This window comes from Streptomyces sp. NPDC005962 (genome assembly GCF_040629205.1).
In the GTDB taxonomy this organism is placed as follows: domain Bacteria; phylum Actinomycetota; class Actinomycetes; order Streptomycetales; family Streptomycetaceae; genus Streptomyces.
Map to the genome: position 1 here is coordinate 18,500 of NZ_JBEXVE010000038.1, position 19,746 is coordinate 38,245.

General features: G+C 70.6%; 15 protein-coding genes. 8 read left to right on the forward strand and 7 right to left on the reverse strand.

What is annotated here, in order from left to right; all coding sequences use genetic code 11:
• Window positions 1-4 precede the first annotated feature (4 nt).
• The 4 genes from ABZ370_RS38755 to ABZ370_RS38770 all read left to right on the forward strand — a co-directional run bounded on the left by ABZ370_RS38755 (window position 5) and on the right by ABZ370_RS38770 (window position 4,459).
• On the forward strand, window positions 5-1,369 hold the full coding sequence (locus tag ABZ370_RS38755; protein ID WP_358631462.1) for an adenylosuccinate lyase family protein: 1,365 nt from the start codon (window positions 5-7) through the stop codon (window positions 1,367-1,369).
• Window positions 1,370-1,427: 58 nt separating this feature from the next.
• On the forward strand, window positions 1,428-2,330 hold the full coding sequence (locus tag ABZ370_RS38760; protein ID WP_358631619.1) for a LysR family transcriptional regulator: 903 nt from the start codon (window positions 1,428-1,430) through the stop codon (window positions 2,328-2,330).
• Between the two features lie 142 nt (window positions 2,331-2,472).
• A complete protein-coding gene (locus tag ABZ370_RS38765) occupies window positions 2,473-3,642 on the forward strand; it encodes a CoA transferase (RefSeq protein ID WP_358631465.1) in 1,170 nt (389 codons plus the stop codon).
• A 49-nt stretch (window positions 3,643-3,691) separates the two neighbouring features.
• A complete protein-coding gene (locus ABZ370_RS38770) occupies window positions 3,692-4,459 on the forward strand; it encodes a crotonase/enoyl-CoA hydratase family protein (RefSeq protein WP_358631468.1) in 768 nt (255 codons plus the stop codon).
• Window positions 4,460-4,684: 225 nt separating this feature from the next.
• Here ABZ370_RS38770 and rph read toward each other — a convergent pair whose 3' ends face one another.
• Together rph and ABZ370_RS38780 are read right to left on the reverse strand one after the other, a co-directional pair.
• Complete coding sequence (gene rph / locus ABZ370_RS38775) at window positions 4,685-7,282, reverse strand: rifamycin-inactivating phosphotransferase (RefSeq protein WP_358631471.1); 2,598 nt, start codon at window positions 7,280-7,282, stop codon at window positions 4,685-4,687.
• A gap of 139 nt (window positions 7,283-7,421) precedes the next feature.
• Complete coding sequence (locus ABZ370_RS38780) at window positions 7,422-7,796, reverse strand: hypothetical protein (RefSeq protein ID WP_358631474.1); 375 nt, start codon at window positions 7,794-7,796, stop codon at window positions 7,422-7,424.
• Between the two features lie 102 nt (window positions 7,797-7,898).
• Here ABZ370_RS38780 and sigJ point away from each other — a divergent pair, with 102 nt between their 5' ends.
• Window positions 7,899-8,831 carry an RNA polymerase sigma factor SigJ gene (sigJ, locus tag ABZ370_RS38785; RefSeq protein ID WP_358631477.1) on the forward strand — a complete coding sequence of 311 codons (933 nt, stop codon included), beginning with the start codon at window positions 7,899-7,901 and terminating at the stop codon, window positions 8,829-8,831.
• A gap of 82 nt (window positions 8,832-8,913) precedes the next feature.
• On the opposite strand, the gene ABZ370_RS38790 is transcribed toward sigJ, so the two are convergent.
• The 4 genes from ABZ370_RS38790 to ABZ370_RS38805 form a co-directional block, all read right to left on the reverse strand.
• Window positions 8,914-10,443, reverse strand: coding sequence for an aldehyde dehydrogenase family protein (locus ABZ370_RS38790; protein ID WP_358631480.1), 1,530 nt, complete (start codon window positions 10,441-10,443; stop codon window positions 8,914-8,916).
• Window positions 10,444-10,521: 78 nt separating this feature from the next.
• Entirely contained in the window at window positions 10,522-11,415 is an 894-nt protein-coding gene (locus ABZ370_RS38795; RefSeq protein WP_358631483.1) for a dihydrodipicolinate synthase family protein, read from the reverse strand.
• Window positions 11,416-11,515: 100 nt separating this feature from the next.
• On the reverse strand, window positions 11,516-12,904 hold the full coding sequence (locus ABZ370_RS38800; protein WP_358631486.1) for an NAD(P)/FAD-dependent oxidoreductase: 1,389 nt from the start codon (window positions 12,902-12,904) through the stop codon (window positions 11,516-11,518).
• A 50-nt stretch (window positions 12,905-12,954) separates the two neighbouring features.
• On the reverse strand, window positions 12,955-14,319 hold the full coding sequence (locus tag ABZ370_RS38805; RefSeq protein WP_358631488.1) for an MFS transporter: 1,365 nt from the start codon (window positions 14,317-14,319) through the stop codon (window positions 12,955-12,957).
• A 188-nt stretch (window positions 14,320-14,507) separates the two neighbouring features.
• Between ABZ370_RS38805 and ABZ370_RS38810 the strand changes: the two genes are divergently transcribed.
• On the forward strand, window positions 14,508-16,349 hold the full coding sequence (locus ABZ370_RS38810; RefSeq protein ID WP_358631491.1) for a helix-turn-helix domain-containing protein: 1,842 nt from the start codon (window positions 14,508-14,510) through the stop codon (window positions 16,347-16,349).
• A gap of 58 nt (window positions 16,350-16,407) precedes the next feature.
• On the opposite strand, the gene ABZ370_RS38815 is transcribed toward ABZ370_RS38810, so the two are convergent.
• Window positions 16,408-17,073 carry a GntR family transcriptional regulator gene (locus tag ABZ370_RS38815; RefSeq protein WP_358631494.1) on the reverse strand — a complete coding sequence of 222 codons (666 nt, stop codon included), beginning with the start codon at window positions 17,071-17,073 and terminating at the stop codon, window positions 16,408-16,410.
• A 98-nt stretch (window positions 17,074-17,171) separates the two neighbouring features.
• Here ABZ370_RS38815 and glyA point away from each other — a divergent pair, with 98 nt between their 5' ends.
• Complete coding sequence (glyA, locus tag ABZ370_RS38820; RefSeq protein ID WP_358631497.1) at window positions 17,172-18,503, forward strand: serine hydroxymethyltransferase; 1,332 nt, start codon at window positions 17,172-17,174, stop codon at window positions 18,501-18,503.
• A gap of 13 nt (window positions 18,504-18,516) precedes the next feature.
• The gene (locus ABZ370_RS38825; protein ID WP_358631500.1) at window positions 18,517-19,737 is read left to right on the forward strand and encodes a sarcosine oxidase subunit beta family protein; all 1,221 of its coding nucleotides are present in this window, start codon (window positions 18,517-18,519) and stop codon (window positions 19,735-19,737) included.
• Window positions 19,738-19,746 lie beyond the last annotated feature (9 nt).

Sequence of the window (19,746 nt, forward strand, 5' to 3'; positions counted from 1 at the left end):
CCCCATGAGCAGCACCGTCTTCGATTCCCTGCTGTTCCGCGACATGTTCGGCACCCCGGCCATGCGCGAGATCTTCAGCGACACCGCCTACGTCGAGCGCATCATCGACACCGAGATCGCCCTCGCCCGCTCCCAGGCCAAAGTGGGCGTCATCCCCGCCGACGCCGCCGAGGACATAGCCGCCAGGGCCCGCTTCGACGGCCTGGACCTGGAGCGGCTGCGCACGGAGACGGAGATCGTCGGCTACCCGGTCCTCCCGGTCGTCCGGCAGGTGGCGGACCAGTGCGGCGACGCGGGCCGGTACCTCCACTGGGGTGCCACCACCCAGGACATCATGGACACCGCGGTGATGCTCCAGTGCAAGAGCGGCGTCGCGCTCCTCCAGGACCAGCTCGACCGCGTACGCCACGCCCTCCAGCAGCTCGCGGACGACCACGCGGAGACCGTCACCGCCGGACGCACCCACCTTCAGCACGCCCTCCCGGTCACCTTCGGCTACCGCTGCGCCGTATGGCTCTCCGCCCTGGACCGGCACGCCGAGCGCCTGGAACAGGCCCGTAGGCGCGCCCTGATGGTGCAGTTCGGCGGCGCGGCCGGCACCCTGGCCTCCCTCGGCCCGGGCCCGGAGGGCCTGGAGACCCGAGCCGTCCTGGCGGCCGAACTGGAGCTGCGCGACCCCGAGATCACCTGGCACGTCGCACGGGACGGACTCGTCGAACTCGTGGCGCTGTTCGCCGCGATCGGCGGCTCCCTGGGCAAGATCGCCTGGGACGTGATGATGATGTGCTCCTCCGAGTTCGGCGAAGTGGCGGAGCCCTTCGTCCCCGGACGGGGAGCCAGCTCGACCATGCCGCAGAAGCGCAATCCCATCTCCAGCGAGCTGATGTTCGCCGCCGCCAAATTGCTCCGCGACAAGTCCACGACCGTCCTCGACGCGATGATGCAGGACTTCGAACGCGCCACCGGCCCCTGGCACCTGGAGTGGGCGGCGGTGCCCGAGGCCTTCCTGCTCCTCTCCAGCTCCCTCCACCAGGCCGAGTTCATGCTCTGCGGACTGGAGGTGAACGTGGACCGGATGCGCCGGAACACCCACATCACCGGCGGGCTCATCGTCGCCGAAGCCGTCATGATGGACGTCGCGCCCGTCCTGGGCCGCCAGCGGGCGCACGACGTCGTCTACGAAGCCTGCCGCACCGCCATCGAAACCGGCACCACCCTGGAAGCCGAACTCCACGGCCACGCCGAGCTGGTGAAGCGACTCGGCGCCGAACGGATCAGCGAGCTGTGTGATCCCGCCCGATATCTGGGGAGCGCGACCACCATGGCCCGTGGTGTGGCCCGCACCCCTCGCGGCGGTACGCGGCCGTAGCGGCGAGGCCCCGACGGCCCGGGAGCACCCGTGGTGGATAGGGTTGGCCGTCGTGGAGATGCTGCATCTGCGATATTTCGTCGCCGTCGCCGAGGAACTGAATTTCACCGCCGCGGCCCGCAGACTGCACATGTCGGCCTCCCCGCTGAGCCGGCGGATCAAGGATCTTGAGCAGGAGACCGGGCATCAGCTGTTCGACCGCAGCACCCACCACGTCGTGCTCACCGCGGCCGGGGCCGCGCTGCTGCCGATCGCGAGGGACGTACTGGAGCAGGTCAACTCCATCCCGTGGCGGCTGGGCGAGGCGGCCCGGCCGCGGCGCAGCACCGTGTTCCTGGGGGTGCCCGCCGGTGTCCATCCCGAGCTGCGCGAACGCGTCAACACCCTCGCCGGGCGGGTCCGTGAGCGGTTCGAGCTCAAACGCTGGCCCGGCGCCACCGCCGATCTCGTCACCGCGGTACGCGAGGGCGGACTCGCGCTGACGCTGGCCCGACTCCCGGTCGCCGATCCGGCGCTGGAGCAGCTGACGGTGATGTCGGAACGGCTCGGCGCGGTCGTTCCGGCGGATCAGTTCGGCGGGCGCGAATCCATCGCGCTGGCCGAACTGACCGATCTCCCTTACGTCGCCTCTCCCGCGGAAATCACTCCCGCCTATTTCGATCAGCTCGACCGCCAATTGTCCGAACTCGGAGTCAAAAAACGCATCAAGCTCTCTCACACGGGTTTCGGGGGAGCAGTCGAAGTGGTTTCCTGCGGGCTGGCATTCTCTATTTCCATGCTCGACGCCAAAAGCCCCATGCAGGGCTACCGGATGGAGAACGTGGCCATCCTGCCCCTCGCGGATTTCCACCCCCGCCTGGACACCGCCCTGCTCTGGCACCGCGACCGTGCTCGCGGAGGCGATCTCGAAGAGCTCGTCAATACCGCCCGAGAGGTTTTCGGTGACCCACTGGATATGTGACGGAGGCTGAGACGGGAAACCTTCTCGGAAGGGTATGACCGCTGTGGTCATACCGTTGTTCGTCACAAGATCATTCCGTTTTCGTCCCTTCGTCACTAACGTCGATCGCAGAGCAGCGAAGCACAGTGCGAAAGGACGAACAATGACGGACTCCATCAGCACCACCACCGCCACCGGCCCGCTGGACGGTGTGCGCGTGATCGACCTCTCCACCGTGGTGATGGGTCCGTACGCCGCCCAGATCCTCGGCGACCTGGGCGCCGACGTGGTCAAGATCGAGTCCCCCGTCGACGCCGTGCGCACGGGCCACTACCGCACCACGCCCGGTATGACCCCGCTGAGCCTCAACGTCAACCGGAACAAGCGCAGCGTCACGCTCAACCTCAAGGACGCGACCGAGCACGCCCAGGCCCTCGAACTCATCGACACCGCGGACGTGCTGATCACCAATATGCGCCCGGACGCGCTCGGCCGCCTGGGCATGACCTACGACGACCTCGCCGGTCGCAACCCGAGCCTGGTCTACGCCCACGCCCAGGGCTTCCGCAGCGACTCCGACCGCGTCGGCGACGCCGCGTACGACGAGACCGTGCAGGCCGCCTCCGGCCTGGTCGACATCGCCGACCGCGCGCTGGGCGAGCCGGTGTACCTGCCGACGATCCTCGGCGACAAGGTCTCCTCGCTGACCATCGCCTACAGCGTGCTCGCCGCGCTGCTCCACCGGAGCAGGACCGGACAGGGCCAGCGGATCGAGATCCCCATGACGGACACGCTGATCGCGTTCAATCTGGTCGAGCACCTCGCCGGGCATGTGTACGAGCCCGCGCAGGGCCCCACCGGCTTCCCGCTGTCGATGGCGAAGGGCCACCGGGCGGTGCGCACCAAGGACGGTCTCGCGTGCGTGATCCCCTACCACCCGCGGAACTTCCGTGACTTCTTCGCCGCCGCCGACCGCCCCGACCTGGCCGCGGACCCGCGCGTCAACGGCGAAGCCATCGACAGTGCCGACCACGAGGCCCTGGCCGCGCTGATCGACGAGTGCGCCCCGCGGCTGACCACCGCCGAGTGGGCCGAGGTGTGCACCGAGCACAGCATCCCGATGGCACCGGTACTGGAGCTGGACCGCGCCCACGAAGACTCCTACGTCCGCGGCGGCCACCTGCTCGACACTGTCGAGCACCCGACCGAGGGCGCGATCCGCACCGTCGGCATCCCGGTGAAGTTCTCCGCCACGCCCGGCTCGATCCGCCGCCTGGCTCCGGTCCCGGGCCAGGACACCGCGGACGTTCTCGCCGAGCTCGCCACCCGCTGAGCCCACGGCTCACGGAAAGAAGCGGCGGACAGAGAGAAGGAACAAAGCCATGAGCACCTCCGAAGTGCGTACCGAACGCATCGGCCCGGCCCTGCTGATCACGATCGACCGCCCGCGGTCGCGCAACGCCGTGGACGCCGCGACCGCCGCCGGTCTGGCCGCCGCGCTGGACGAACTGGAGGCCGACCAAGGCCTCCGGGTGGGAGTCCTGACCGGCGCGGACGGCACCTTCAGCGCCGGTATGGACCTCAAGGCCGCCCTGCGGGGCGAGTCGCCCGAGATCGAGGGCCGCGGGTTCGGCGGCCTGACCGAGGCCGAGCTGACGAAGCCGCTGATCGCGGCGGTCGAGGGCTGGGCCATGGGCGGCGGCTTCGAGCTGGCGCTGAGCTGCGACCTGATCGTCGCCGCGGAGGACGCGGCGTTCGGCCTGCCCGAGGTCAAGCGCGGCCTGATCGCCGCGGGCGGCGGCGTGATCCGGCTGCCCCGGCGGATTCCGTACCACCTGGCGATGGAGCTCCTGCTGACCGGCGAACCGGTCAGCGGCCGCCGGGCCGCCGAGCTGGGCCTGGTCAACCGGGTCACGGACACGGGCGACGCCGCCGCCGTGGCGCTGCAGCTCGGCGAGCGGCTCGCGCTGAACGCCCCGCTCGCGCTGGCCGCCGTGAAGAAGACCGTGCGCGCCGCCGACGGTGTGCCCGAGGCCGACGCGTTCGCCGTACAGCGCGGCGAGATGGGCGCCCTGATGGCCTCGGCCGACGTCCGCGAGGGCATGACCGCCTTCGCCGAGCGCCGCGCCCCGCGCTGGACGGGCCGGTGAGATGAGGACCGAAGAGCCAGGAGCAGCCCGACAGGTGACGACACGTGAGCGAGATCCTCCTCAAGACGCGCGCCCTCAAGCGCGACGAGGTCGGGCCGCTGGTGAACGAGCACTGGGGCAAGGGCGAGTTCCGTGACGAGGTGGAGCGGGGCACCATCCGCCGCGACAGCCCGGCGGACAGTGCCCTCACACCTCAGGCCACGCTCCGGATGATCCGGCGGCCGGTCAGGGCAGGATCTCGACGTACCCGTCGGTTCCGTGCACGCGAATCCGCTGCCCGTCCCGGATCAGCCGGGTGGCCTGCTCCACGCCCACGACGGCAGGCAAGCCGTACTCCCGGGCGATCACCGCGCCATGGGTCATCTGGCCGCCCACCTCCGTCACCAGGCCCGTGATTCCCACGAACAGGGGCGACCAGCTGGGGTCCGTATGGGCCGTGACCAGGATGTCGCCCGCCTCCAGATCGGCCTCCGCCATGTCGAGGATGACGCGGGCCCGCCCCTCGACGGTCCCGGCGGAAACCGGCAGGCCGACCAGGGCACCTGTCGGCACGCCGTCGCGCCGGTACGCCCCGGTGACGGCCTCGCCATCCGAGGTGAGCACCCGGGGCGGTGTGAGCGCCTGGTACGACCGGAACGCGTCCTTGCGCCGCTGGACGAGCCCCCCTTCCACCTGGTGCGAGCGCACGACGTCGTGCAACTCCTGGAAGCTGAGGTAGAAGATGTCCTCCTTCTCGGGCAGCACGTCGGCCCGCACGAGGCGCTCGGCCTCCGCCAGCAAGGCCCGCTTGTAGACGAAGTAGCGGCTGACGATGTTGTACTTCGGGTACTCCCGGTACCCGACGAAGGCCCGGACCTGGTCGATCATCCGCTTGGTCTCGTCGGCTTTCCGGTCCCCGTCCGGCAGGACCCGCAAGCGCGACAACACCTCCTGTTCCTTCTTCCGCGCCTCCTGCCGCCCCTGCGCGAAGCGCCGTTCGGCGGCGCCCGGCTCGAAAATCCTGACGTTGTCGAGGATCACGGGCACGAGCGCGGTGGGGCGCTCGCGCCAGCGCGGCCTGGTGATGTCGATCTCGCCGACGCAGCGCATGCCGTACCGGTCGAGGTAGCCCTCGATGGCGTCGCGCGCTTCGGCCCCGCCCGCGACCTTCGCCAGCTCGTCCAGGAATCCCTCGTCCTCGACGCCCCGCAGGAACGCCACCACCTCCGGATGCGGGCGGATCACATCCGCGACGTCGAGCAGCGCCAGCCCCATCTCCGAGGTGATGTTGTCGGGGGCGGACAGCGTGAGCGTGTCAGCCGCGTTCTTCTCGCCCAGCCACTCCCGCAGTTTGTCGTTGAGCCACCAGGTGGCCTCCATCCCCGCCATGATCGCCTGAAAGTTCTGCGGGTCACCGAGGACTCGCTTGTGCTCGCCGAAGGCCTCCAGCAGGAAGTCGAACAGCGCCGGTCCGGTCTTCGTCCGGATGTCGCGCTCCAGGGCGGCGAGGGATGCCTGGCTGCGTTCGATCAGCCCGGTGACGATGGCCGGATCCGGCTCGACCGGGGCGGACGTGCCACGGGCGGGCGGCCCGCCGGGACTCGCGTCCGGGAGCGGGGGGACGAAGTCGTCGCGGTCGAGGATGGTCTCCAGCGCGTCCCTGACCAGCGGATCGCCCTTCTCCATGAGGTCCAGAAGAGTGGCGCGGCTCGCGGGCGAGGCCAGGCGTGGGGTGACGTCGACGAACAGCCTCCCACCGGCCTCGTGCATCGGCACCATGGCCGTCAGCTGCCACATGGAGAGCCCCAGGGGCTTCATGGGGTCGGTCATCATCTGCTGATGGCCGACGGAGACGTAGACGTGATTGTCCTGGTCGCCGGTCTCGGGGATGGGGAACAGCGTCGTGATCGGCCGACTCTGAACGATCTGGAAGTCATCGCCGGCCAGGCACCATTCGATGTCCTGTGGGCGGCCGAAGTGCGCCTCGATCCGCCGCCCGAGCCCTACCAGCCGCACGACCTGGGCGTCCGTCAGCGCCGGTTGCTCCTGCCGCCGCGGGTCGACCGCCACTTCCCGCGTACCGCCGGTCGGCAGGGCGTGGACGGCACGCTGTTTGGCGGCGATCGCCTTGGCGACGACTTCGCCGTGCCGCACCGTGAAGATGTCCGGGTTCACCAGGCCGGAGACCAGCGCCTCGCCGAGGCCGAAACCGGCGTCCACGGTGGCGACCTTCCGGTTGCCCGTGACGGGGTCGGCCGTGAACAGGATGCCGGCCGCCTCGGGGAAGACCATCCGCTGCACGACCACGGCCATGTGGACCGTCCGGTGGTCGATGCCGTTCCTCCGGCGGTAGGTCACGGCCCGCTCGGTGAACAGCGAGGCCCAGCACCGGCTGACGTGCCGGAGGATCTCTGCCGGCCCCACGATGTTCAGGTACGTGTCCTGCTGGCCTGCGAAGGAGGCCGTCGGCAGGTCCTCCGCCGTCGCGCTGGACCGGACGGCGAAGGCGGTCTGCTCGCCGAACGGGGCGAGCGCGCGGGTGATCGCCGCCGCGAGATCGTCCGGGATGGCGATCTCCTCGATGATCCGGCGGATCTGCGCGCTCAGCGTGCGGATCGCCTCCTGGTCCTCCAAGTTCAGCTGCGACAGCTGATCGAGCCGATCGTCGATCGACGGCGCTTGAGCCATGATCCGCCGGAAGGCGTCCGTCGTCACGCAGAAGCCACTCGGCACACGGATGCCGTCGATCCGTGACAGCCCGCCCAGGTGCGCGCCTTTGCCGCCGACGACCGCGACCCGCGTCTCGTCGAGCTCTTGAAGATTCCACACATACTGACCGATCACTGCTGCTACCTCCGGGGCTCGGCGGATGATTCTGCGCCCCGACCCGGGTCTTGCCGCAAGCCCCCCAGTGCGCTATAAGTTAAGAGTGGCAAGGAGACCTCTCTCCTTGCCTTTGCTTTGTGCCGTGGCCGTCCGCATCTCAGCGACGGGCCAGCGCCAGCACGCTCAGGCCGAACATCAAGACGCCCAAGGGAAGATGGACCGCCGGAACGTGTGCGATGCCGAGCGCGACCTGCACCGAGGCGAGTACGAGGAAACCTGACGCGTGCCGGACGGGCCGGGGCGAGCCGCCGCCCGGTTTCCACGCCAGCACCGCCGCGAGCACGTACAGCATCGACGCCCCGTACATCACACGGGCTCCGGCACTGTGCAGCGTCTCCCCGTAGGACGAGGTCAGCAGCAGTCCGGCGGAGACCGACTGAAGGAAGATGGTCAGGGTCTGCAGGGCGATCGCGATCCGCAGGAACGCGGAGCCGCGCTGGGGGCTCGCCGTCGCCGTCACCTCAGTGGCCATGTCACATTCCCCTTTTCCGCCGTCGGGCAGGCGATCGATTAAGGTCTCACCAGCCCGACGACGCGGGCCTGCGGAAGGTAAGGCGAGGGGGCGGCCGGAAGCATGGGGACTGTCGGGTCCGGCGCGGAGGGGATCGCGGGTGAGCGGCGCCAACTGATCAATGTGGCCTACCGGTTGCTCGGTTCGGTGACCGAGGCCGAGGATGCTGTACAGGACGCCTACGCGCGCTGGTACGGGCTGCCGCGAAGCCGACAGGAGGAGATCCTGTCTCCCGGCGCCTGGCTGACGACGGTGACCGGCCGCATCTGCCTGGACCTGCTCGGCTCGGCGCGGGCCCGCCGTGAACGCTACGTCGGCGCGTGGCTGCCCGAGCCGCTGCCCGACCGCACCGAGGGGGAGCGCGCGGGCGGCGCCGACCCCACCGGCCCCGCGGACCCCGCCGACCAGATCGTCCTGGACGAGTCGGTGGCCATGGCCTTCCTCGTCGTCCTGGAGTCGATGACGCCCGCCGAGCGGGTGGCGTTCGTCCTGCACGACGTCTTCCGGTACCCGTTCGCCGAGATCGCCGACGTCCTCGGCCGAACCCCTGCGGCCTGCAAACAGCTGGCGGCCTCCGCCCGGCGGCGGGTGAGCGCCACACGCGCTCCGGCGACGGTGACGGCGGTGTCGGCGACCGGCCGGGGCGATGTGGTGAGGCACGTCAAAGAGGCATGGGAGACCAAGGACATCGCAGCCCTCGTCGGTCTCCTCGACCCTGCCGCCGTGATGACCGCCGACGGCGGTGGCATGGTCGGCACCGCCCTGCGCCCGGTCGAGGGCGGCGTGCGCATCGCCCGGTACATGGTCGCCATCGCCGACAAGGCTCCGGGGCTCGAACTCCTGGAGCGCTCGGTCAACGGTATGCCGGGCCTGGTGGCCCGGCGTGCCGGTGTCGTCATGACCGTAGCCTCGTTCGAGGTCTCCGATGGGCGCGTCAACCGGATCTGGGTGGTTCGCAACCCGGAGAAGCTGCGGCCGTGGGCGCGGGAGGGCTGACCGGCCCGCGCCCCGGAGCCGCTCGCCGTATCCCTCGCGCGGGGAAGATCCCTCGCGCGGGGAAGGCGAAGCCGACGGGCGGTCAGCGGCCGTGGTGGTGCATGACGTGCTTGGTGCGCGAGTAGTCGTCCAGTGCGTAGACCGACAGGTCCCGGCCGTAGCCGGAGCCCTTGAATCCGCCCCAGGGGACCTCGGCGGCCAGCACGAGATGTGAGTTGACCCAGACCGTTCCGCTGTCGAGGCGCGCGGGGATGTCGTGGCCGCGGCGGGCGTTCTCCGTCCACACCGATGCCGACAGGCCCAGGGGGACGTCGTTGGCGCGCCGTACCGCCTCCTCCTCGTCGGCGAAGGTCTCGACCGTGACCACAGGGCCGAAGATCTCCTGACGGGTGGCTTCCGCTCCTTCGGGGAGGTCGACCAGCACGGTCGGGGCGATGAAGTAGCCGGGTCCGTCGAGGGCCGCGCCTCCGGTCGCGGCTCGGGCGCCTTCGTTCCTGGCGCGTTCCACGTATCCGGTGACGCGGTCGAAGTGGGCCTTCGAGACCATGGGGCCGACCTCGACATCCTCGCCGGAGCGCGGGTCACCGACGACCAACGACCGTACCTCGTCGACGAGTTGCCCGATGAACCGGTCGGCTACCGATTCGTGGACGAGTATGCGGCAGGCGGCCCCGCACTCCTGGCCCGAGTTCCAGAACCCGGCTCCCTTCAGGGCCGACGCGGCGGCCGCGAGATCGGCGTCCTCGAAGACCAGAACCGGGGCCTTGCCGCCGAGTTCGAGGTGGACACGTTTGAGGGTGTCCGCGGCCGCCCGGGCCACCGCGCGACCGCTGGCGACCGAACCGGTCAGGGCGATCATGTCGACGTCCGGGTGTTCGGCGAGCCGGGCACCGGTCTCCGGGCCGTGGCCGTTCACCACGTTCACCACGCCGGGCGGCAGGAGATCGGCGACGAGTTCGGCGAACTTCAGCGTGGTCAGCGGGGTCTGCTCGGACGGCTTGATGACCAGGGTGTTGCCCGCGGCGAGAATGGGCGCGATCTTCCAGGCCGCCATGAGCAAGGGATAGTTCCACGGGGTGATCACGCCGATGACCCCGAGCGGTTCACGGAGAATGACCGACAGGTGGTCCTCGACGTAGTCCCCGGCGGCCATGGACGTGTTCGCACGCAGCGCACCGGCCATGAAGCGGAAGGTGTCGATGGTCATGCCGATGTCGTCCTGTGACACCGCGAGCGGTTTGCCGGTGTTCGCCGACTCCAGCCTGACCAGGAGGTCGGTGTTCTCGGCGAGCCGGTCGGCGATGGCGTGCAGCACCTCCGAGCGGTCCTTGGGGACCAGCCGCGCCCACCGGCCCTTCGCCCCCGCCGCGGCGGCCACCGCTCGGTCGATGTCCCCGGCGGTTCCCTCGGGAATCCGGGCGATGACGTTTTCCGTGCTCGGGTCGATCACATCGATGACACGCCCGGGAGAGCCGTCGGGCGAGGTCCCCTCGGGGAACGTTCCGTCGATGAAATGGCGGGCCGGAGGGAGATCGGCCGCGGAGATCAGAGGCTGGGCGTCCGCTGCGCGCCGGACGGTGACCGTCGTCGGAGTGGCGGCGTCAGTGGTCATGATCGGTGGCTCCCTGAGTGATGGCCTGAGTGGTGGCCTGAGCGGTGATGGGAAGGCGCCGGGGTGCGCCGAGGTACGTCACACGGGCCGTCGCGGACCCTCCTCGACCAGGGAGGAGATCGTGGCGGTCGTGGCGGCGTCGAGACCGAGCAGCGGCTCGCGGGGCTCTCCGACGGGGAACCCGGCCGCGTTCAGGGCGGCCTTGACGGCCGGGATGAACGGAGCGGACATGATGGCGTCCATCAGCGGGTAGATCCGCGCCCATTCGGCCCGTGCCCGCCCGAGTTCGCCGTCGCGCACCGCGCGGTGGACCGAGACGAGCTCGGCGGGGATCACGTTCGCGGTCCCGGCCATGACACCGGCGGCGCCCTCGGAGATCGCCTGCAGAAGGAGACTGTCCCAGCCGATGAAGGTGGAGATGACGTCGCCGTAGCGGTGGATCAGCTGCCCGGCCTGGGCCATGTCGCCGCTGGTGTCCTTGATGTACTGGATGTTCTCGACCTCGCGGGCGAGCTGTCCGACGATCTCCGGCGAGAGGGGGACACCGGTGGCCGCGGGCAGGTTGTAGAGCATGACCGGGATGTCCACGGCGTCGGCCACGGTGCGCAGATAGCGCAGCGTCTCGTCGAGCGTGAGCGGCTCGTAGTACGGGGCGACCACCATCAGCACCGAGGCTCCGGCGGCTTCCGCGTGGCGGGACAGCGCGACCGCTTCCTTCGTGCTCAGCGCACCGGTCTGGGCGATGACCGGCACACGTCCGGCCGCCTGGTCGACGACGGTCTCGACCACCTGGCGCCGTTCCGCGCCGTTCATGGCCGCGAACTCACCGGTGGATCCACAGGCGACGACGCCGTCGACTCCGCCGTCGACGCTGCGGTCGACCAGGCGGCGCAGGGTCTTCTCGTCGAGCTGCCCGTCCGCCGCGAACGGCGAGGCAAGGGCGGTCAGGACACCGCTCAGCTGTGACGACATGCGTGATTCTCCTCGGATGAAGCTGGGTGCGGGCATCGGTGCGGAAGGCATCGGTTGAGAGGCCATCGGTTGAGAGGCCATCGGTTCAGCAGACGGCGGTTCAGCAGACGGCGGGCGAGGGCGCCGGGCCGTGCGGGGTGGCCTGCCGGTCGGTGGCCAGCAGGCTCTGGGCCTCCTGCGCGGCGGACAGGCCGGTCTGGATCGCGGTCTCGGTGTAGAGGGTGCCGAGGTAGTCCCCGGCCAGGAGGACCCGGCCGCTGCGGCGGGTCAGCGTCGGCTGGAGCTTTCCGCGGCCGGGGAAGCAGTAGGGCGAGCCGGTGGGCCAGCGCTGCACCTCGGCTTCCACGACGTGATCGGCGAAGCCCGGCAGGATCTGGCCGAGGTCGTCGAGGTAGGTCCGGCGGATCTCGTCGTCGTCGCGTTCGAGGAGCTCGCGCGCCAGACTGCCCGGCGAGAAAGCCATGATGCTGCTGCCGGGCCGTCGCTCGGGCTCCAGTCCGCGGGCGATGTTCGACATGTTCAGCAGGACGTTGAAGGATCGCTTCGGCGTCGCGATGGCGTACGCGTCGTCCCACACCTGACGCCCGGTCTCGTCGGTGAGGAACGCCGCGCTCACATACGGGCCGTAGACAACCTTCGACAGGGCCTCCCGGACGTCGCGGTCGAGGTCGACCGCGATCCGGTGGCTGACGGTCGCGGGGGTGGCCAGGACCACGCAGCGCGCCTCGACCTCCCGCTCGGCTCCGTCCTGCCGGTAACGGACCACGACCGAGCCGTTCTTCTGAACGATCTCGTCGACGGTCGCGTTCAGCCGCACCCGGTCCGACAGGGCCGCGGCGATGCCCTCGGTGAGGGTGGACGGGCCGCCGAGGATGCTCTGCGAGAGACCGGCACCGATGTTCCACACCAGGCTGAAGTAGCCGACGCCCGCGCCCGCCGACAACTGGTCGATGTCGGCGGAGGAGCGGGTCACCGTGGGCTTGAACAGCGCCTCGGCGTCCTCCGGCAGATCTCCGATGAAGTCCTTGAAGGAACGGTCGTTCATGAAGTCGTAGACCCGCTGCTGCCGGGCGGCCTCGTCCTCGCCGGGCCGCACTTGGACGATCCGTGCGTAGGCGGCGACGGCGAGCGCCACCTTGGCACCGGCCTTCACCATCCCGGCGCGGGCGGACCACGGCATGGGAATCCGGAACGGATAGCTCTCCACCCGGCCGCTCAGCAGAAGCTTGCCGTTCATGGCCAGTCCGGCCAGCGAGCCCGTCACCGGTGTCGAGTCGACGCCGGTGTCGCGGAGGAGCCACGCCGTGGAGGAGTTTCCACCGGCGTAGACGTGTCCGCCCCAGTTGAGCCAGTACGGACCGCGGCGCTCCGATCGGATGCGTCCGCCGACCCGTCCCTCCGACTCCAGAAGGAGCGTGTCCCAGTGCCGCAGTCGCCAGCCCGCGGCCAGTCCCGCGATGCCGCCTCCGACGATCACTACGTCCTTCATCGATACCCTCCTGCACCCATAGGGGATTCGCGGCTGGAGAATTGCGGCGGTCAGACACCGGCCGGGCGCCCGGCGGGCTCGGCGGCCCGGGGGTGCAGCGCGGCGGCTTCGTGCAGGGCCATGCCCCGTGTCTCGGGCGCCCACAGGACGGATACAAGGGCGCCGAGAAGGCTGATCGCGGCGGCGGCGATCATGGTGCCGCCGATGCCCCAGCTGGTCAGGGCCAGCGGGACGAGATAGGTGCCGACGGCGGCGCCGATACGGCTGACGGAGGAGGCCAGCCCGACGGCGGAGCCGCGTACCTCCGTCGGGAACAGTTCGTTCGGGTAGATCCACTGAAGGATCTGAGTGCCGCCGATGATGATCGCGTACAGCGCGAACAGGGTCATGATCACGGCCGACGGCGCGTGGGGGAAGATGCCGAGCAGCAGCAGGGCCAGGCCCGACCAGACGAAACTGTGGATGACCAGCGGGCGCCGGCCCATACGGTTCACCCCGAGCAGTGCCACCACACAGCCGAGGAGGAACATGACGGTGATCAGCGCCTCCCCGATATTGGCGAGGCCGCCCTTGAGCTGCAGCGCGTCCAGGATCTTCGGCCCGAAGGCGTAGATGGCGAACAGCGGGACGACGGAACAGGTCCAGAAGACGGAGATGTACAGCATCCGTCCGCCGTAACCGGAGCGCATGATCGCCATGACGTCGACGTTCTCGTGATCCTCCGTCGGCAGGTCGGCGACCGTCGCGTCGGGACCGTAGACCTGCTTGAGGACGGCCTCGGCCCTGTCGGTGTGGCCCTTGTTCGCCAGCCAGCGCGGGGACTCGGGCGTGCCATGACGCAGCAGCACGATGATCGTGGCGGGCAGGGTGGCGCTGGCGAGCATCCACCGCCACCCGTCGTCGCCGACCGACAGCAGGATCTCGCCGACGATGTACGCGGTGGCGGCGCCCACGAACCACATGACGACCAGGCCGCCGAGCAGCGGCCCCCGGTAACGGCGCGGCGTGAACTCGGCCAGCAGGGAGGTGGCGATGGGGTAGTCGGCGCCGACCGCCATGCCGATCAGCAGGCGCAGGATGAACAGCCACACCGGATCGGTGGCCCAGAACTGGGCCACCGAGCAGACGATGATGGCGATCAGGTCGATGGTGTACAGGAGCTGCCGGCCGAACTTGTCGGTCAGGAAGCCGCCCGCGAAGGCGCCGAGGAAGATGCCGATGAGCGCCGAGGCGCCGATGAGGCCCTGGGCGGAGTCGGACAGATCCAGCTGCGGCGTGATCTGCACCATGGCGACGCCGATGATGCTCAGGATGTAGCCATCGAGGAACGGGCCCCCGGAGGAGTACAGCGCCAGTTTCTTGTGGAAGCTCGTCAGTGGCGCTTCGTCCACTCTGCTTCCTGCGTTCGCGGTCATCACTGCCTCCGGGAGCGGTACCCGGACGTGCCCTGGAGGGGCCGTCCGGTCCAGGTCGGGGTCGATGTCGTCGGCGGCCGCCGGATGGCAACGAAGTATGTGAACGCCGCGAGCGGCCAACAATGGCCGCGGCATCACACCCGGCGCCGGGGTACATCCGAATCAGAAGTTCGGCTACGGTTGCCGCCATGGTCGGCCGTCCCCGCAACGCCGTGGTTCTCACCGAGGACGAACGGGCCGCACTGACGGCATGGACCCGCAGCCGCAGCTGCTCACAGGCCCGGGCGCTGCGCGCGCGGATCGTGCTGGCCTGCGAGGACGAGCCCACCAACACCGGTGTGGCCGACCGCCTCGGCATCTCCCGCGACATGGTCGGCAAGTGGCGCGCCCGCTTCCTCGCCGAACGGCTGGCGGGCCTCGACGAGCACCCCCGACCGGGGCGGCCTCCCGCGGCGGACGACGACACCGTGGCCCATGTCCTCGTCCGCACCCTCACCCCACCACCGCCCGGTGCCGGGCAGGCCTGGTCGACCCGCTCCCTGGCCGCCGAGACCGGTCTGAGCCAGAGCACGGTGAGCCGCATCTGGCGGGCCTGCCGGGTCCAGCCGGGGGCGGGTACCGCTCCCGGGCCGCGCCGGGCGTGGTCCCTGCCGGAGCGCGCCGAGGAGGTCGTCGGTCTGTTCATCGCGCCACCGGTGTGCGTGCTCGCCGTGGCGGCCCGGCCGGGGCGGGGCGGAGCCGTGCGCACCTGCGCGGGCCGGTTGTTCGGCCAGGAGCGGGAGGCGCCCCACGTCCTGGCTGTGGCCTCCGCCTTCGCCGCGCTCCGGGGCGGGCGGCACCCGCGGGACACGGCCCGGACGGACCACCCCGCCCTGCGTACGTTCCTGGAGCAGGCGGGGGTGGCGGCCGATACCGGGGGAGTGGTGCACCTCCTGGCACACGGCGTCACCGCGGAATGCCACTCCGGGTGCCAGGACGTGTCCCCGCGGCTGCGCTGGCACCACGTACCCGGCCCGGCGGAGTGGACCGACGAGACCCGGCGCCTCCTCGCCACAGATGCCCGGCCCGCTCATGAGACCGCCCCCGAGACGGCTCCCGAGCCCGCCCCCGATGCGCACCGCCTCCGTGACGCGCTGCTGACCTGGTCCACCACCTGGACCCCGTCCGCGGCCCCCTTCACCCGGGTCGCCGCCCCGCGTCCGGTGTACGACACCCCGTCCATCTGCGGCTCCGGCAACGACTCGAACGCCCGGGACGTGTGCGCGCCCGGCCACGCCGACGTCCCCACGGCGACCAGGTTCACATCCCCCGACGAGCCGCCCGGCGCACCGCTCACGACCGATCCCGTGGTCGGTCTGTTGCGCGAAGCCCTCCTCGCCGGGCCCCTCCGCCCCGGCGACCGGGTCCGGGAGACGCCGCTCGGCAGCCGCCTCGGCCTCTCGCGCCGGGCCGTCCGCGCGGGGCTGCGGGCGCTGGCCGAGGAGGGCATGCTCGACCTGCTCCCGGGCGGCGCGACCGCCGTCCCCGCCGTCACGGCGAAGGACGTCCTGGACCTCTACGCCCTGCGCGCCAGCCTGGGCGCGCTGCTCATCCGGCGGGTGGCGATGCTCGGGCGCGAGCAGCTCGCCCCGGCATCGGCGGCCCTGGCGGAGGTCCGCGCCGCCGCCCGCGACGGCGATCACGCCCGGGTCCGGGAAGTCGACCTGTGGTTTCAGGACGCCCTCGCCCGCACCGCGGACCTGCCACAGGCAGCCCAGACCTTCGAACGCCTCACGGCCCGTCTGCGCATGTTCGTCACGGTGCTGGACATGGACTACAGCCAGGCGTGCGACACCATCACCGACGAGGACACCGCCGTCTACGAGGCGTTGCGCGACGCCGACGGGAACGAGGCGGCCCGCCTGTGGCGGGTCAAGATCGAACGCTGCGTCCGCTTCATGATCGCCCAGCTCCCCGAGGACGACGCGGCCCCGCATCTGTGGACCACCCTGGCGGGCAGGCCCCGCACCCGCCCGGACGATTCACCCTGACGCGCAGCGGCGCCTTGGGCCCTCGGACCGCATCTCGGGCCGCACGCCGGACGCCGTCTCAGATCGCGGCGCGAATGGCCCGTTCGAAGCCCTCGACGTGATCGCGGGCGAGCTGTGCCGCCTTCTCGGAATCACCGGCGACGACTGCCTCGATCAGCGGTCCGTGCTCCTCGACATGACCGGCCATGTCCGACAGCCGGTCGATGAACAGACACCAGATGCGGGTGGCCAGGTTGTCGTGGCGGACGAGCGTGTCCTCCAGGTACGGGTTGTGGGTGGCGGCGTAGATGGCGCGGTGGACCCGCAGGTCCAGGCGCATGAGGTCGCCGGCTTCCCGCCCACCGGAATCCACGCCCGCCAGCTCCCGTAGGGCGGCCGTCAGCGCCGCACGGTCCGTGGCCGTGGCGCGGCGCGCGGCCTGGGCGGCGGCCAGCGGCTCCAGCTCCTGGCGCACCTCGGAGATATGGGCCAGGTCGGTGATGTTCACATCGGTGGCGAAGGTGCCGCGCCGGGGGTAGGTCGCGATCAGCCGCTCGTACTGGAGCCGCTTGAGCGCCTCGCGCACGGGTGTCCGTCCGACGCCGAGGGACTGTGCCAGCTGGTCCTCGTTGATCGGCGCGCCGGGGCGGATTTCGAGCATGACGAGGCGGTCGCGGATGGCGCGGTAGGCGCGCTCGGCGAGGGACAGCTCCTCGTCCCTCGGCTCGGTCGCCACGTGCTGCATGGAAGAAGCCCCCTTGACCTGTCCGGCGAGCTCCCATACCTTACCGCAGAGGCTGATATATCAGTTGCCCATTAGTTGGCTCTCAGGATGGTGCACAGATGGCAACGAACCCGTCGATCACCACGGTCACCGCCCCCACCTCCCACCCCTCCCCGCTTTCTCTCCCGCTCCGCGAACTCGACCCCGACGTCGCCGCCGCGGTGGACGCCGAGCTGCACCGCCAGCAGTCGACCCTGGAGATGATCGCCTCGGAGAACTTCGCTCCGGCCGCGGTCATGGAGGCCCAGGGCTCGGTCCTGACCAACAAATACGCCGAGGGCTATCCCGGCCGCCGCTACTACGGCGGCTGCGAGCACATCGACGTGGTCGAGAAGCTGGCCATCGCCCGGGTGAAGCAACTCTTCGGCGCGGAGGCCGCCAACGTCCAGCCGCACTCGGGCGCCCAGGCCAACGCGGCCGCGATGTTCGCGCTGCTGAATCCCGGCGACACCATCCTCGGGCTCGACCTGGCGCACGGTGGCCATCTGACCCACGGCATGCGCCTCAACTACTCCGGCAAGCTGTACAACGTCGTGCCGTACCACGTGCGCGAGTCCGACATGCGCGTCGACATGGACGAGGTCGAGCAGCTCGCCCTCGCACACCGCCCGAAGATGATCGTCGCCGGGTGGTCGGCCTATCCCCGGCGGCTGGACTTCGCCGCGTTCCGGCGCATCGCCGACGCGGTGGGCGCGTATCTGCTGGTGGACATGGCGCACTTCGCCGGTCTGGTGGCCGCGGGCCTCCATCCGAGCCCGGTGCCGTACGCCGACGTCGTGACGACCACCACGCACAAGACCCTCGGCGGCCCGCGCGGCGGTGTGATCCTCAGCCGCGCCGACCTGGCGAAGAAAATCAACTCCGCGGTCTTCCCCGGCCAGCAGGGCGGACCGCTGGAACACGTCATCGCGGCGAAGGCGGTGGCCTTCAAGGTGGCGGCGGGCGAGGAGTTCACCGAACGCCAGCGGCGCACCCTGGCCGGTGCCCGCATCCTCGCCGGGCGGCTGCTGGCCGACGATGTGGCCGAGGCCGGGATCACGGTGCTGACCGGTGGCACCGAAGTCCATCTCGTCCTCGTGGACCTGCGCGGCTCCGCGCTCGACGGGCAGCAGGCCGAGGACCGGCTGCACCGCATCGGTATCACCGTCAACCGCAACGCGGTGCCGTTCGACCCGCGCCCGCCGATGGTCTCCTCGGGGTTGCGGATCGGCACCCCGGCCCTGGCCGCCCGGGGCTTCGGCGAGACGGAGTTCCGGGAGGTCGCGGACATCATCGCCCAGGCCCTGAAGGTCGACCGGTTCGGCGACGCGAGCGCGGGCCCGCTGCGCGACCGGGTCGAAAAGCTTGCCGGTGCGTTCCCCCTCTACCCCCACCTGAACACCTCCAGCTGAACGGAGACGCGGCATGACCACCCAGCCGCTGCCGGAGCACCCGGACTTCCTCTGGCGCAACCCCGAGCCGCGCTCCTCATACGACGTCGTCATCGTCGGCGCGGGCGGCCACGGCCTGGCCACCGCCTACTACCTCGCCAAGAACCACGGCATCACCAACGTGGCCGTCCTGGAGAAGGGCTGGCTGGCCGGCGGCAATATGGCACGCAACACCACGATCATCCGCTCCAACTACCTGCTGGACGAGAGCTCGGCGATGTACGAGCACGCGCTGGGGCTGTGGGAACGGCTCCCGGAGGAGCTGGGCTACGACTTCCTGTTCAGCCAGCGAGGCGTCCTCAACCTCGCGCACACCTTGCAGGACGTCCGCGAGGGCGTGCGCCGGGTGAGCGCCAACCGTCTCAACGGAGTCGACGCCGAGTGGCTCGAACCCGACGAGGTCGCCGAGGTCTGCCCCATCCTCAACGTCTCGCCCCGCACCCGGTATCCGGTCCTCGGCGCCACCTTCCAGCCGCGGGCCGGTATCGCCAAGCACGACCACGTCGCCTGGGCGCTGGCCCGGCGGGCCGACGAGCTGGGCGTGGATCTGATCCAGGGGTGCGAGGTCACCGGCTTCGTCAAGGACGGCGACCGGGTCGTGGGCGTGGAGACCAGCCGCGGCCGTATCCTCGCGGGCCGGGTCGGCCTCGCGGCCGCCGGGCACAGCAGCGTCCTGGCCGAGCTGGCCGGATTCCGGCTGCCGGTGCAGTCTCACCCCCTCCAGGCGCTGGTCTCCGAGCTGCACGAGCCGGTGCACCCCACCGTGGTGATGTCGAACCATGTGCACGTCTACGTCTCCCAGGCGCACAAGGGCGAGCTGGTGATGGGTGCGGGCGTCGACGCGTACAACGGCTACGGGCAGCGCGGCTCGTTCCATGTGATCGAGCAGCAGATGGCCGCCGCGGTGGAGCTGTTCCCCGTCTTCGCCCGTGCGCACGTACTGCGGACCTGGGGCGGCATCGTCGACGTCACCCCGGACGCCTCCCCGGTCATCGGCGCCACCCCGATCGAGAACCTCTACGTCAACTGCGGCTGGGGCACCGGCGGATTCAAGGCCACTCCGGCCGCCGGCCTGACCTTCGCGCACACCATCGCCACGGGCGAACCGCATCCGCTGAACGCCCCCTTCGCCCTCGAACGCTTCACGACGGGCGCACTGATCGACGAACACGGCGCCGCGGCCGTGGCGCACTGAGGAGAACAC

Excerpts from the sequence above, each read along its gene's own strand:
- ABZ370_RS38780 (WP_358631474.1), bottom strand. The coding sequence starts at position 7,796 with ATGGCCACTGAGGTGACGGCGACGGCGAGCCCCCAGCGCGGCTCCGCG.
- ABZ370_RS38765 (WP_358631465.1), top strand. The coding sequence starts at position 2,473 with ATGACGGACTCCATCAGCACCACCACCGCCACCGGCCCGCTGGACGGT.
- ABZ370_RS38805 (WP_358631488.1), bottom strand. The coding sequence starts at position 14,319 with ATGACCGCGAACGCAGGAAGCAGAGTGGACGAAGCGCCACTGACGAGC.
- glyA (WP_358631497.1), top strand. The coding sequence starts at position 17,172 with ATGGCAACGAACCCGTCGATCACCACGGTCACCGCCCCCACCTCCCAC.
- ABZ370_RS38770 (WP_358631468.1), top strand. The coding sequence starts at position 3,692 with ATGAGCACCTCCGAAGTGCGTACCGAACGCATCGGCCCGGCCCTGCTG.
- ABZ370_RS38815 (WP_358631494.1), bottom strand. The coding sequence starts at position 17,073 with ATGCAGCACGTGGCGACCGAGCCGAGGGACGAGGAGCTGTCCCTCGCC.
- ABZ370_RS38755 (WP_358631462.1), top strand. The coding sequence starts at position 5 with ATGAGCAGCACCGTCTTCGATTCCCTGCTGTTCCGCGACATGTTCGGC.
- sigJ (WP_358631477.1), top strand. The coding sequence starts at position 7,899 with ATGGGGACTGTCGGGTCCGGCGCGGAGGGGATCGCGGGTGAGCGGCGC.
- ABZ370_RS38800 (WP_358631486.1), bottom strand. The coding sequence starts at position 12,904 with ATGAAGGACGTAGTGATCGTCGGAGGCGGCATCGCGGGACTGGCCGCG.
- ABZ370_RS38790 (WP_358631480.1), bottom strand. The coding sequence starts at position 10,443 with ATGACCACTGACGCCGCCACTCCGACGACGGTCACCGTCCGGCGCGCA.
- ABZ370_RS38795 (WP_358631483.1), bottom strand. The coding sequence starts at position 11,415 with ATGTCGTCACAGCTGAGCGGTGTCCTGACCGCCCTTGCCTCGCCGTTC.
- ABZ370_RS38810 (WP_358631491.1), top strand. The coding sequence starts at position 14,508 with ATGGTCGGCCGTCCCCGCAACGCCGTGGTTCTCACCGAGGACGAACGG.
- ABZ370_RS38760 (WP_358631619.1), top strand. The coding sequence starts at position 1,428 with ATGCTGCATCTGCGATATTTCGTCGCCGTCGCCGAGGAACTGAATTTC.
- ABZ370_RS38825 (WP_358631500.1), top strand. The coding sequence starts at position 18,517 with ATGACCACCCAGCCGCTGCCGGAGCACCCGGACTTCCTCTGGCGCAAC.